The organism is Planctomicrobium stercoris (assembly GCF_051465655.1).
In the GTDB taxonomy this organism is placed as follows: Bacteria; Planctomycetota; Planctomycetia; order Planctomycetales; family Planctomycetaceae; genus Planctomicrobium.
This window is the reverse complement of record NZ_CP195791.1, coordinates 2,078,570-2,092,271: the sequence shown is the minus strand read 5'-3', so window position 1 is coordinate 2,092,271 and position 13,702 is coordinate 2,078,570. Positions and strand designations below refer to the sequence as shown.

Genomic DNA, 13,702 nt, shown 5'->3' with positions numbered 1-13,702 from the left:
GTTACCAGAGTCCTACGCAGCGGCCGGTCCACTTTTTCAGTCGACGCTGGACGCGTACCCAGTACGCTTTGCGAAGCCATTTCCACAGCCGAGTCCGAGGCTGCGGCAACATGTCGCAACGGGTCGGGCAGGGGATAATCGGATTGACGGAAATCTCCAGCACCTGGAGAAGTCGAGCGGGAGGACGGTCGCGGTGCCGGATCGCGTCGGGAAACTGCAGCAGCACCCGTCCCATGCGGGGGACGATCGAGTTATTTGTTGCCGACCGTTTGCGGGCCATCGGGGGAGTCGAGGCTGCCATGCGGGCAATGCTCGATTCCACTTCATCCTGCGTGATCTCAATGGCGACGGTGCATAGGTCCATGCCGACTTTCGCGGATTCCGCGATTCGAAGTTCGGCCTGCTCGACGATGCGCCGGCTTTCCTGGGCCACGACTTCAGGATCTCGCAGCCCCCAGTCGTGCAGGTATTCGGCCACGAGGAAACGGGCCTGATCCAATCGGGGATTGTGCTCCGGTTTCGGCTCGGGGAGAGAAGTTCTTTTGATCTGAACAGTGTCAATCATTGCGCTCGCTCCTTCACTTCGTGATCTTTCACCTTCCAAGGCGGCAACGAAACTTTCGGAGGGGTGAGTGGACACAGATAGGCCCATGTTTCTGTCAGTTCTCGATTTGTATCTTTTAAGGAAACTCGCAGTTCGACCGGACCTTCATTTGTCGGCTGAACGTTCAGCCTGACTGTCCAACTGCCGGAAACTCGTTTGTCGCACGCCTTGGAAAGGATTTCACCGCGAATCGAGCTGACTTCGACGGTGGGGGGCATTCCGGAATCCAGACTTGCAAGTGCCGGACCATCGAAGTCCACTTCCACCTGAATCTTTCCGGATTCTTCACGCTGGACGCGATGTGCAATCGCTTTGGCCAGGCCGTGTTCCGGACAATCTCCGGCAAAGTAGGAGATGCGGTAGCTGACTTCGAATGGAGTTCCGGGTGTCACCTGTTCATCAGGGACCCACCAGGCTGCGATGTTATCTATCCCTTCGTGGGGCGCAGGTATCTCCAGAAGTTCAATTTTGCCGGAGCCCCATTCGGACTGCGGCTGAATCCACACGCTCGGGCGAGCATCATACCGAGCTTCATCGTCGAGATAATGATTCGGATGAGTGTCCCTCTGAAGTAAACCAAATCCCTTTAAGCCGTCGTATTTCAACTGGATGATTGACGGATAGTTCTGTTGTCCCAACGCGCGCCAGAGCCATTTGCCGTCGGCACCCTGAACAAGGAGCCCATCGGCGTCGTGGACTTCCGGACGATGATCCCCCTGCGGGCCGGGAAGTGCATCTCCCCACAGCCACATGCTGCTCATCGGGGCGATTCCGATCTTCTCCGGCACTTGTCGAAAGTACAAGGATTGATGGATATCGATGTCGGTTTTTTCAATTCCGGGAGTCAGCAAGAATTCAAACGCTCCACTGACGCTGGGGCTGTCCAGCAGCGCGAACACCTTGAGGGCTTTGTCGCCCGGTTGCGGCTTCACGATCCAGTATTCACGGAACACCGGAAACTCTTCCGGCAGCGGAAGTCCGCAATTGATCGCCAGTCCCCGGGTGGATGTTCCTAGGATGGTATTGGCGGAGCGGGCCCGAAAATAACTGGCACCGACAAAGCTGAAAATCTCGGACAGGTCAGACTGTCCGGGGAAGGCCCCCTTCACCCGAAAGCCGGCAAAACCAAGGTCATCAGGAATCGCCAGATCCTTGGCGGCGTTCAAGTAATGGAAATAATCCTTCGAGAAAGGGATCGGTCGGACCTGTCCCTCTTCGATCGTGTTGATCGAAACGTCATCCGCGTGCACGTACCCTTTATGATAAAAGCCGATCCGGTAAGGGAGGATCGTTTCACCCCAGACTTCGTGACCGTCCCGGAAACCAATCCACCGAAATTGATCATAATCGAGGTTCTTCAACTCCTCGGGAATATCCGGCTGCGGCTGATAAGGTTTGGCTGCCAGATCGCGAGCCACCTGATCCAGATCTTTAAACTTCATCACCGGAGGAGTGACAAGGTCTTCCGCGTGCAGGTCAGAAAATGTTGGTGCTACCGCAGTGCAGACAGAGATTCCGCAGGCGACCGCTCGCAGCATGTGAGCGAAATTTGAGCACAGAGCGTTCTGGATTTGCATAGAAGACAGGGCGATTAGACCGCTTTCAAACGCATCGAATTTGATTGACGCAAGCATCCACGGCATCCAAACCGGGGTTCGTCATGATACGCAGGCAGCTTTCATGCCACTTTTAAAGATCAGCGAAGCCGTGCAGAAGACCCATTGCTCTGCTCGCTTACACATGCCCTTATAAAGTACTCACAACGGTCTCGTCGTCAAGCATTTGTTAACCGCCTTCACACGGATTTGTTTGAAAGCGTGCGCAAAGACGGGCAGTTCAACTGCCAGATGACACAGCGATCTCCCACCCCCCTGTCGGATGGAAAAAAGCAATCACCGATGTTGATCCATTCCGCCTGAAAGTCAGTTGGAAGATCCCCCGCCAGAAGGCATTGCCGCCTGAAAGCGACAGGCGTCCGGCCCCAGGATCGACTGCAGTTCCTGCTTCAATTCCGGGCGAGCAGCGACCTGAACCGAGGTCGACAAAATCGCTCGCAGGCGACTGGTTTTTACAATCGGCTCGGCCAACTCTGCTGCTTCCGAACTCTCATCCCCAGCAGCGACTCCGGATGACGACGGACTGGAATCAACGGTGTCGACGACAACCACGACCGGCGTCTTCCCGGGGAATCGGCTCAGGGTTTCCCGTGCACGTTTCATCTCGTCTTCCGAGTGATATCCCCGCTTCAGAAACAGAACGATCTGCTTGGTGAATTCCTTTTCCGCATCCGCCAGCGTGAGCAGCTTATTGACGATGATGTTCGGTTCACGTCCCCGGGAATCGATGCGGCCACGCACAATCACGATCCCGTCCTGCTGGACTTTCTCACCTTCATTGGCGAAGTCGTCCGGCCAGAGGATGCAGCGGACCACACCGGTGGCGTCTTCCAGATCGAAGTTGACGTACTTGCTATTCCCGTTGCGGGACGGGTTCTTAGTCGTCGCTTTCTTGATCGCGGAGATCATTCCTCCCAGCAGAACGTCTTTACCGTCTTCCAGGTCGCGGAGATCTTTCACGCGGTGCTGTGTGAAGCTCTGCACCTGATCCGCGTGTTCGGTTAACGGATGGGAGGTGAGATAGAACCCGAAGACTTCTTTCTCAAACGCGAGCTTCTGCCCGTGAGTCCAGTCATCGGCGGGGGGCATTGCGAAGTCGACAGCAGCGTCATCCCCGCCACTGGACTCTGCTTCTCCGAACAGCGATTTCTGTCCGCGTGCCTTGTCACGCTGTCGGGCAGCTGCCCCTTGCACCGCCCGATCGATCACCAGGAGGTGCTGTGCTCGATTGGGGCCGAAGCTATCCAGGGCTCCCGCCTTCAACAGGGTTTCCAGAACCGCTTTGGTGAGATGTTTTGGATCGACCCGTTCGCAGAGGTCGAAGATGTTCTTGAACGGGCCGTTCGCAAGGCGCTCGTCGACGATCGCCTGCATGGCTGTCGATCCCACTCCCTTGATGGCTCCCAGCCCGAAGGAGAGTTTCCGAACCGTCTTCGTGGCGACGGCTTCTCCATTCGAATCGGACGGAGCGTTCTTCGCTTTTCCACGTCCTCCTTTCGAGGACTTTCCGTTCGCTCCCTTGGCCGCTTCAGGCGCTTCCTCGATCGGCTCTTCCATCACGATGACGCCGAATTCGACCTCACTGCGGTTCACATCCGGCGGAAGAACTTCAATCTTCATCCGGCGGCAATCGTCGGTATGTTCAAAGATTCGATCGCTCGACTCCATCCCGCAGGAGAGCAGGGCGGCCATGAACTCTTCGGGATAGTGAGCCTTCAGATAGGCGGTCTGATAGGCGATGGCACCGTACGCCGTACTGTGCGATTTATTGAATCCGTAACCGGCAAATTTTTCGATCAGGTCCCAGATGTCCTGGGCCTGCTCTTTGGGCATGTTCTGAGTCTGAGCCCCCTCGATGAACTTCTCGTGATAGCCCTTCATGATCTCGTGATTCTTCTTCGAGATCGCTTTAATGCACTTGTACGAGCTGGCCAGCTCGATGCCCCCCAGGCGATTGAGAATCCGCATCACCTGTTCCTGATACACCATCACGCCGTACGTTTCGGCGAGCACCTCGTCGACGATCGGGTGAACCAGAGGGGTCGGCTCGCGTCCGTTCTTCACGTTCACGTACGTCATCACCATTCCCCCTTCCAGGGGGCCCGGGCGATACAACGCACTGGTCGCGATGATGTCGGCAAACTGGTCCGGCTTCATCTTGGTGAGCAGGTCACGCATCCCGCCCGATTCCAGCTGGAAGATCCCTTTGGTCTCCCCCCGCTGCAGCAGGGCAAAGGTCTCGGCATCATCCAGCGGCAGATCCTTGGGAATAATCTCCACACCGCGATGCTTGCGGACATTCTTGACTGCTTTATCGAGGATCGACAGGTTTCGCAGCCCGAGGAAGTCCATCTTTAGCAGACCGGCTTTCTCCACTTCGGTCCACTGCGTGAGCACGTCTTCCTTGCCGGAAATTCGCTGCAACGGAACGTATTCCTGCAGAGGGCGGTCCGCGATCACCACCCCGGCAGCATGCGTTCCGGCCGACTTCGCCAGTCCTTCCAGAGCAATTGCGAAGGTGATGAGTTCCTTCACCTGCGGATCGGAGTCGTACTGTTCCTTCAGTTCCGCACTCTCCTTGAGAGCATCCTTGAGTTTGATATTCAAGGTTTCCGGAACCATCTTGGCGATTTCGTCCGCCCGCTTCAGGGGAATGGACAGGGCGCGGGCCACGTCGCGGATGGCAGCCTTGGCTTTCAGCGTGCCGAAGGTTCCGATCTGAGCCACGTTGGCATGGCCATACTTCTCCTTCACATAGTTCAAGACCATTTCGCGGCGGTCGCGACAGAAGTCCATATCGATATCGGGAGCTTCCGATCGACTGGGGTCGAGGAACCGTTCAAAGAGCAGGTCATACTTGATGGGGCAGACGTCCGAGATCCCCAGAACATACGACACGATTGCACCGCACGCGGATCCACGAGCGGTGCAGGGAATCCCCTGACTTCTGGCAAAGCGCGCAAAATCCCAGACGATCAGGAAGTAACTGGCAAAGCCCATCCGCTCAATCACGCCCAGTTCGAAATTGAGCCGGTTCTGATAGACCTCCGCAGGTTCATCTCCATATCGTTCGCGCAGCCCCTGTTCGGCCACTTCGCGCAGATACTCCACGTCGGTCTTCTTGCCCGGGGGAGTGAAGACCGGGAAGTGACGGGTCTTCAAATCGAGCTGAATGTCACAACGATCCGCAATTTCCTGCGACCGGGCCACTGCATCAGCGAGATTCGGAAACGCCGAATACATCTGCTCGGGGGAACGCAGGAACAGCTGGTCGGTGCCGATCCGCATTCGCTTTTCGTCACTGCGAAACGATTTCGTGTTCACGCACAGCAGCACGTCATGCATCGCAGCATCGGACTGACACAGATAATGCGCATCGTTCGTGGCGACCAGCGGAAGCCCCATCTGATTGGCGAGGACAATTGTCGCTTCCGCGCACGATTGCTGAATCTCCACACCGGCGTCCTGGATTTCCAGATAGAACCGGTCTCCGAACAGGTCGGAGTACCAATGCACCAGCTCTTTGGCTTTGTCGTTGTTGTCAGCCAGCAGGAGCCGGGAGAGCTCGCTTGAAGCACAGCCGGAGAGGCAGATGATGCCTTCGCTGTGATCCTTGAGCAGTTCCTTGTCGATACGCGGTTTGTAGTAGAACCCTTCGAGATAGGCGTGGCTCGCCATTTTGACCAGATTCTGAAACCCGGTCCGGTTCATCGCCAGCAGCGTGAGATGAAAGGCCGCTTCCTTCATGCGGGTTGCACTGCGGTCGGAGCGGTGACCGGGTGCCATGTACGCTTCGTACCCCAGAATGGGGTTCACGCCGTTGTTGCGGCAGGTCTGATAGAACTCCAGTGCTCCGTATAAATTCCCGTGGTCCGTGATCGCGCAGGAGTTCATCCCCAGATTCTTCACCTGCTTGACCAGATCAGGCACACGGTTGGCCCCATCCAGGAGCGAATAATGGGTATGGCAGTGCAGATGAGCAAATGGGCGCGAAATGGCAGGGGCGGATTCGACGGTGCTCATGGCTCTCCGTAGCGGCAAAAATGTTTCGCAGGGATCTCAGAGGTGCAGTCGACAGGCGACTGCAGGGGAATTCGGCATTCTACCATCGCGGACGCTGTAGATCATCCAAGGACCGCGCTTTCCACAGCAATGGCCGTCAGCCTCTTCGGGGGTGGATTCTCTCCACGAGTTTTCCCGCCTGTTTCCGCAGTGCGATGAGATCCGACACCCGGTCGAAGAAATCCTCACCGCCGAAATGCTCCGTTTTTCTCACACAGGCTGCGTGGAAGTTACGAGACGCTCAATCTGTCAGGCTTCCCGAAATTCTGGCAAGCGCGTGCGGATCCACGTTGACCCTGGTTCACGCCTGACTTTAGCGTCGATTTTCACACAGTTTTCGAGGTCAGGCATCCACTCGCTGTTCCCGCGAGTTCTCTCATTTCCTCGCCACCGGTTCCTTCAGTAAATCCACATCACGCTGGGCCCAATCCGGGCCTGATCGCACTCTTGATCAAGGAGTTGAACAGGGATGAATCCATCTCAGAATGTTTCGAAATCACGTCGCGGAATGACATTGATCGAGTTGATGGTGGTCCTGGGCGTGATCTCCATCATGTCCTCAATGCTGCTCCCGGCCGTCCAGCAGGCCCGTGAAGCGGCGCGACGGATCCAGTGCCGAAATCATCTTAAGCAGCTGGGGCTGGCGCTGCACAACTATCATGACACCCATGCAGCATTCCCCCCGGGAAGCCTTCTCGGGAACATTCATAACATCAACGAAATGCTGCTGCCGTTTCTCGATCAGTCCGCTGTTTTCCATCAACTCAACTTTTCGCTGAACAACCTCTCAGCAACCAACGCAGATGTCCTTCTCAAGCTCTCTCTTCCGGTGCAGACCTGCCCGAGTAATCCTGCAGGGGCGGCGATTGGCGGATATGACGGACTCTGGGCTCAGGGGGCTGCGTACCAGACCTGTGCCGGGCCGTATCGATATCCTCTCGGGGCGGACACGACGTCCGACTGCAAGGCCGTCGGCCAGCCGAGTTACTGTTTCGGCCCCCAGGTGACCCGCACGTCGGGAATCTTCTCCCTGGCAATGACGGGAACAGCCATCTCCTCACGCATCAGCGAAGTCACCGACGGCACCAGCCAGACGATCCTGATGGGAGAAGTCCTGCCGCAGCTGAATCTCTTTCACGGACTCTGGAGTGCGCAGGCCTATGGCTTCATCACAAGCATGAAACCCAACAGCCAGAGAAGCAAACGGCCCGCAACCAGCATGATCCCGGCAGTCAGCTACCAGGACGCCCTGAACCTGAATCACGGTCTCTTCAGCGCCCATGATGGGGGAGTTCATGTACTGTTGGCGGACGGCAGCGTGAGATTCATCAGCGACACGATCGACTTCGCCACGTACAATTTTCTCGGTAGCAAATCCGACGGGCAGATTGTGTCGTTCTAACTCTATTGGAATTTGATGTAGGGTCCGCTGTGCGGACCACAGTATGGTCGGGAATGGTCCGCACAGCGGACCCTGCAAAATCACATCCTCATCATTCTGACAGACAACAATCAGAGGACACCCTTGGAAGACGGGACGCCGGGTTGACGGGGATCGACCGTGACCGCCGTTCGAAGTGCCCGGGCGGTGGCTTTGAAAATCCCTTCCGCGATGTGGTGACTGTTGTGCCCGTGGTGCAGGACGACGTGCAGATTCATCAGCGCATTGGCAGCGACCGCCTGCCAGAAGACTTCCACCAGCTGCGAGTCGAACTCCCCGATCTTTTCGGTAGGAATCTTGAATGCATCCACGAACCAGTACCGGCCGCTCAGATCCAGTGCCGACGTGACCAGCGTGTCTTCCATCGGAAGCGTCATGCTTCCGTACCGGTTGATGCCCGCTTTATCTCCGATCGCCTGACGGATCGCCTGTCCCAGGCAGATGCCGGTGTCCTCGACCGTGTGGTGCTGATCGACATCCAGATCCCCTTTGGCATCGATCGTCAGGTCAAACAGGCCATGCTTTGCAAAGAGGGTGAGCATGTGGTTGAAGAAACCGACGCCCGTGTCGATCTGGGCATTGCCGGTCCCGTCGAGATTCAGGCTCAGGGAGATTTTCGTTTCGCCGGTGGTACGGTCGATGGTTGCTGTTCGGGGCATGGAAAAGGTCGAGGGGCTAGGGACCAGGGTCGAGGGACTCAAAGTCTGAAAATTATTGGCTCAGAGAATTTCCCGGAGTGCACTCAGGAAGAAGTCAATTTGCGGATCGGTTCCGACCGTCACCCGCAGGCCGTCGAGCAGACCATCGGGATGCTTCTCGCTGGGCGAGACTGCCTGCGGGAACCGCATGTATCTGACGAGGATCTGACGGGCTTTCAGGGCTTCATACAGTTCGGCATGGCTCCGCTGGGCATGCGTGGCCCAGACGAAATTGGCCTGACTGGGAACGACATCAAAGCCAAGCTGGCTGAGTTCTGTCTGCAGTCGGCTCCGGGTGGCAATGATCTTGGCCCGATTGGACAACATCCAGTCCTGATCGCGAATGGCCGCTTCCGCGGCTGCCAGTGAAAGAGCGTCGCAATTGTAGCTGTCTTTCACTTTCCGCATCCCAGCAACCGTGTCCGGGTGGGCGATGGCAAAGCCGAATCGCAGACCTGCGAGGCTGTAAGACTTGCTGAAGGTGCGGGTCACGACAATCTGCTTGCCGAGATCGGACCGGAGGAGATCCAGTTGATCCGGCTCGTCCGCAAAGTCTCCGTACGCTTCGTCGAGGACGAGAACGCCGTTACGCGGGACCAGTCCCCGCAGCGTCTCATCACTCCAGCGATTGCCTGATGGAGAATTCGGATTCGGAACGAACAGCAGCTTGGTCTGATCGAGCAGAGGACGATTGCGAGGGATGTCCCACGACCAGTCTGGGTTCAGCTGCAAACGGGCGTGTCGGGTCCCCTGAATCTCAGCCAGTGTTTCATACAGGATGTAGCTGGGATAGGGATACGCGATCAGATCGTTCTTGTCCGCGAAGGAACGGACAAGGATGGTCAGGTTTTCATCGCTGCCATTGGCCGGAAAAATCCACTCCGGATCGACATTCAGGACTTCCGCAGCGGCACGACAGAACGCCCGGCCCAATGGATCGGGGTACACATGCAGCCGGTCCTGCGCGGTCCGCTGGATCGCTTCAATGACGCGGGGGGAAGGGGGGTAAGGGTTCTCGTTGGTGTTGAGTTTAACCCAGCCGGACGTCTGCGGCTGTTCCCCGGGGACATAGCCATGCAGCTGATCGATATTCGGACGAAACAAGGACATGATCGAAAACTGTCTGCTCTTTCTGAAAGGCCGAGCCGCACACGCACGCATGCGGCCCGAACCTGAACGTTGTCAACTCTTCAGTAGACGTTGTTATTGAACGTGATCTCCGCTCCCGGCAGGAACTTGTCCGCCAGCAACTGGACCGCCTGCACGGTGCAGGCTGTGTCGGTCACGTCCAGACTTCTCAGGCTCTTGTTGAACCGGAGCGTGTTAAACGCGATGTCAGCAATGGCCCGACACTCACGCAGGTTCAATTCTTCCAGCTGGTCGAGCTTCCCGAGTTTCTTGATTCCGATGGAAGTGACCGGGTTATTGGAGATGTCCAGGATGCGGAGTTTCTCGCATTTGCCCAGGCTGGCCATCACGGGATCGGTGACGCCGGCCCCCTGACCGCGAAAGACTTCGAGATTGGATAGCTTGTGAAGCGAATCCGCTCCGTATGTGGCGAGATGGGTCCCGTTGACATCCAACTCTTTCAACTGATTGAACGCCCCTTCGTCTACCAGACGACCAAACTCCCGTCCGTACAGGTTCGGGTTGTTGGCAACAGACAGCACCTCGAGCCCGTTGAGATCTTTCAGCGTAACAAAACCCGCATCAGACAACGCGGTCCCCGAGAGCGACAAGGTCTGCAGCTTCGGCAGCTGACTGACATAAATCATCGCGCCGCTGTCGGTCGATGTGTTACTGAGGAGCAGCACTTCCAGATGTTCACATTCCGGAAGAACCTTGAGGGCATTGTTGTTGATACGGCAGTCCGACAGGTTCAGCTGACGCAGCCGGGGGAAGGAGGCCAGGGCGACCAGTCCCGCTTCCGTCACAGGTGCTTTTGACAGGTCCAGTTCCGTGATGCGGGTGAGACCTTCCTTCAGCTCCGCGAGTTTCAGTAGCATCTCATCGGTTCGCTGATACGACGGCACAGCGAGGAAATCATCGATCACTTCATCTGCCGTTTTTTCCGGCGGAGGAGGGGGTTCCGGCTCCGTCATCTGCGGAGGAGGAGTGACGACCACCGGCGCGGGAGGGGGAGGCGGCGGAGGTGGCTCCGGCTTCGGTTCACAGCCGACAGCAAAAACCGTGAGCACGGCTCCCAGGAGCGCTTGCGAAAACGCACGACGTGAGTTCATTCGACGACTCCAGTTTCTCAAAAAAATTACGAAAAAAAGTTTCCGCCGGGGTTAGCAAACCAAGGCGGCGGCTGCAATTCTATCGACTTCACCCCCGTCTGTATTCCCTGCGACGAGCTGTTATGGCCCTCTTTTTTGAATACGAACACCAGGTCCGCTCAGAAGAAATTGACGGACTTGGGCACGCCAACAACGTCTCCTACTTCAGCTGGATGCAGGAGGCCGCGATCGCGCATTCCACGCTGCAGGGCTGGTCGACGCAGGCCTATGAAGACCGCGGCTGGGCCTGGCTGGTTCGGACACACCACATCGAATATCGACGGCCGGCACTGGTCGGGGAGCTGATTCGAATCAAAACCTGGGTTGCCGACATGACTCGTTTCACCTCACTCCGGAAGTTCGAGATGTATCGCGATCAGGCCCTCATCGCCCGGGCCGAGACCAACTGGGCGTTCGTCGACATCCGGCAGGGAAAGCTGATGGCCATCCCGCAAGAGGTGTCCGCAGCGTTCGAAATTCCGGCGGAGTAGGTCAGCCGGATCTGCTCAGTACTCAGCTTCACGACTGCTGAAACAGATTGCTGGCGGTTTTGTCGATGATCCCCAGCATTGTTTCATGCAGCAGCCCATTCGACGCCAGGACGCTCCCCTTTTTCATCGGCAGGTCATGCCCCTGAGCGGTGGTGACCCGACCTCCCGCTTCTTCCACCAGCAATCGACCCGCAGCAAAATCCCAGGGGGAAAGCTGATACTCGAAGAACGCTCCGTAGAAACCACGGGCGACTTGCGCCAGGTCCAGCGAAGCTGTCCCGAAGCGTCGGACACCGTGGATCCCGGTTTTGAAGAGCTGATGAATGGTCGCCAGCGTGGCTTCCATCATCGCCCCCCGATCGTAATAGAAACCGAGACCGACCAGGCAGTCCGACAGCGATTCCTGCGACCCCACCTGCAGTCGCTCGTCCTGAAACCATGCACCAGCTCCCCGAGCACAGACATACCAGTCGTCTCGCGCGGGGTTGAAGACGACACCACACTCCGCGACCCCCGCCCGGTAATAGGCGATGGAGACGGCAAAATGCGGGATGCCATGCAGGAAGTTGGTGGTTCCGTCGAGTGGATCAACAATCCACAGGTGTTCGGGAACATCCGCGCCCGCCAGCTCTGTCTGCGATTCCTCTGCAAGAATCGCGTGGTCTGGAAAGGCATTCCGGATCCGGTCAAGAATCAGCTTCTCCGCCGAAACATCTGCTTCCGAAACCAGATCGCTGATCCCTTTTTCGCGGACGGTGACGCCCCGATTCAGGTAATCCATCAACAGCGCACCAGCATCCCGCGCAGCTTCCCGGGCAAGATTCAATTCCGGACTGTAGTTTTCCAGTGCCATACAGAGACATCGTGTTAGAGCGGTTTTGCAAATAATCTATTACGTTCCGCAGGCGATCATATGGACTTTCATGCGGTGAAAACCCTGAATCGCCTGCACATGATAGACCAAACTGGTCTAGAGGTGTCGAACACCGTGAGAACGTTGAAAATCCGAAGCAGCGAATCCGAAACAAATTCCAATTCTCAATCTAGAATTTGTTTCGGATTTCGAATTTCGTGCTTCGTTTCTTCAGACGCAGCTGCGTGCTGAATCTTTTTAGTGGATCTTCTGCAGCGACAGCCAGCGTTCGCAGTCCAGTGCAGCCATACAGCCCGACCCAGCTGCGGTGATCGCCTGACGGTAGTTGTCGTCTGCCACGTCCCCGGCAGCGAACACCCCTTCAACGCTGGTGTTGGTACGGAACGGAACCGTCCACTTGATGTACCCCTTGGAGTTCATCTCCAGCTGTCCCTTGAGGAACTCAGTATTCGGGGTGTGTCCGATGGCGGCGAAATAACCGGTGACCTGCAGTTCTTCGGACTTCGCAGGATCTTCTGAACTGCGGATGCGAACGCCGGTCACTCCCTGTTCATCAGTCCCGAGCACTTCATCAATGACAGAGTTCCATTTCACTTCGATCTTCGGATTGTTTAGAGCGCGCTCGGCCATGACCTTGCTGGCCCGGAATTCATTCCGGCGATGAACGATGTACACCTTCGAGCCGAACTTCGACAGGTAATCCGACTCTTCCATGGCGGTGTCTCCACCCCCGATGACGACCAGCGGCTGATCCCGGAAGCGGGGCAGGGCACCGTCGCACACAGCACAGGCCGAAACCCCCATGTTCTTGAATCGCTTTTCGGATTCCAGCCCCAGATAGTTGGCGCGGGCTCCCGTCGCGATGATTACGGAATGAGCGACGTACTCTCCCCCGCCGCTCGTTTTCATCTTGAAGGGTCGGCCGGAAAAATCGACTTCAACGACATCTTCCATCAGCGTGCGGGTGCCGAAATTGATCGCCTGCTGCCGCATCAGTTCCATCAGCTCAGGGCCGCTGACCCCTTCCTTCTTATGCGGAGCCATCATCCCCCGCCGGTCTTTCGGCAGGGCGTCGTCGAGATAATGCTCCATGTTTCCGTGTGGGAAGCCGGGATAGTTCTCCACTTCCGTGGTGATGGCAAGCTGCCCCAGCGGCGGGCGTCCCAGATCCCAGTTCTCCTGGGTCATTTCCCCTTCAATGACCAGCGGTTCCAGACTCGCGCGAGCTGCGTAAATGGCGGCGGCCCATCCAGCCGGTCCAGATCCGATGATGATGACACGTTCCGCCATGTTCGTCTGCTCCTCAAATTCTGAAAACGTCGCAAAATGTCGAGCCACAATATCGAAGCCGTTCCCCCCTGACAAACGGAGCCGGGAGAATTATGACGGAATTGCCCACGCCGACCAGAACACGCGAGCCGCCCCACAAAGTCGAATTGCGGCACCACTCCGATTGACCTGCTGGCGTTCATCGAAATGATGCATAAACTCAGGCGAATCAAGACAAGAGGTTTTGCTCTGATTCAAATTTCAAACTTTCAATGCATTGGAGATTGGAAACAGAGAATAAAGTCGCGCAGAGACGCTGGGACGCAGAGGAATCGGGAAAGGAATGCATTGGATGTTCATTCGAATCC

10 protein-coding genes are annotated in these 13,702 nt (G+C 56.9%); 2 read left to right on the top strand and 8 right to left on the bottom strand.

What is annotated here, in order from left to right:
- Nucleotide 1: 1 nt before the first annotated feature.
- From SH661x_RS08630 to dnaE, 3 genes are all read right to left on the bottom strand, one after another.
- On the bottom strand, nucleotides 2–565 hold the full coding sequence (locus SH661x_RS08630) for a hypothetical protein (RefSeq protein WP_437229992.1): 564 nt from the start codon (nucleotides 563–565) through the stop codon (nucleotides 2–4).
- On the bottom strand, nucleotides 562–2,142 hold the full coding sequence (locus SH661x_RS08625; protein WP_437229990.1) for a glucan biosynthesis protein G: 1,581 nt from the start codon (nucleotides 2,140–2,142) through the stop codon (nucleotides 562–564). Before SH661x_RS08625 ends, SH661x_RS08630 begins: the two co-directional genes overlap by 4 nt.
- Nucleotides 2,143–2,526: 384 nt before the next feature.
- Entirely contained in the window at nucleotides 2,527–6,243 is a 3,717-nt protein-coding gene (dnaE, locus tag SH661x_RS08620; protein WP_437229988.1) for a DNA polymerase III subunit alpha, read from the bottom strand.
- A gap of 508 nt (nucleotides 6,244–6,751) precedes the next feature.
- Between dnaE and SH661x_RS08615 the strand changes: the two genes are divergently transcribed.
- Entirely contained in the window at nucleotides 6,752–7,684 is a 933-nt protein-coding gene (locus SH661x_RS08615; RefSeq protein ID WP_437229986.1) for a DUF1559 family PulG-like putative transporter, read from the top strand.
- Nucleotides 7,685–7,794: 110 nt separating this feature from the next.
- On the opposite strand, the gene hisB is transcribed toward SH661x_RS08615, so the two are convergent.
- The 3 genes from hisB to SH661x_RS08600 form a co-directional block, all read right to left on the bottom strand.
- Nucleotides 7,795–8,382, bottom strand: coding sequence for an imidazoleglycerol-phosphate dehydratase HisB (gene hisB / locus SH661x_RS08610; RefSeq protein ID WP_437229984.1), 588 nt, complete (start codon nucleotides 8,380–8,382; stop codon nucleotides 7,795–7,797).
- Nucleotides 8,383–8,442: 60 nt separating this feature from the next.
- The gene (gene hisC / locus SH661x_RS08605; protein ID WP_437229982.1) at nucleotides 8,443–9,531 is read right to left on the bottom strand and encodes a histidinol-phosphate transaminase; all 1,089 of its coding nucleotides are present in this window, start codon (nucleotides 9,529–9,531) and stop codon (nucleotides 8,443–8,445) included.
- A gap of 80 nt (nucleotides 9,532–9,611) precedes the next feature.
- A complete protein-coding gene (locus tag SH661x_RS08600) occupies nucleotides 9,612–10,661 on the bottom strand; it encodes a leucine-rich repeat domain-containing protein (protein WP_437229980.1) in 1,050 nt (349 codons plus the stop codon).
- Nucleotides 10,662–10,783: 122 nt separating this feature from the next.
- Here SH661x_RS08600 and SH661x_RS08595 point away from each other — a divergent pair, with 122 nt between their 5' ends.
- On the top strand, nucleotides 10,784–11,191 hold the full coding sequence (locus SH661x_RS08595) for an acyl-CoA thioesterase (protein ID WP_437229978.1): 408 nt from the start codon (nucleotides 10,784–10,786) through the stop codon (nucleotides 11,189–11,191).
- Between the two features lie 28 nt (nucleotides 11,192–11,219).
- On the opposite strand, the gene SH661x_RS08590 is transcribed toward SH661x_RS08595, so the two are convergent.
- Entirely contained in the window at nucleotides 11,220–12,044 is an 825-nt protein-coding gene (locus SH661x_RS08590; RefSeq protein ID WP_437229976.1) for an inositol monophosphatase family protein, read from the bottom strand.
- Between the two features lie 258 nt (nucleotides 12,045–12,302).
- Nucleotides 12,303–13,355, bottom strand: a complete 1,053-nt coding sequence (locus tag SH661x_RS08585) for an FAD-dependent oxidoreductase (protein WP_437229974.1) — start codon at nucleotides 13,353–13,355, stop codon at nucleotides 12,303–12,305.
- Nucleotides 13,356–13,702: the final 347 nt, after the last annotated feature.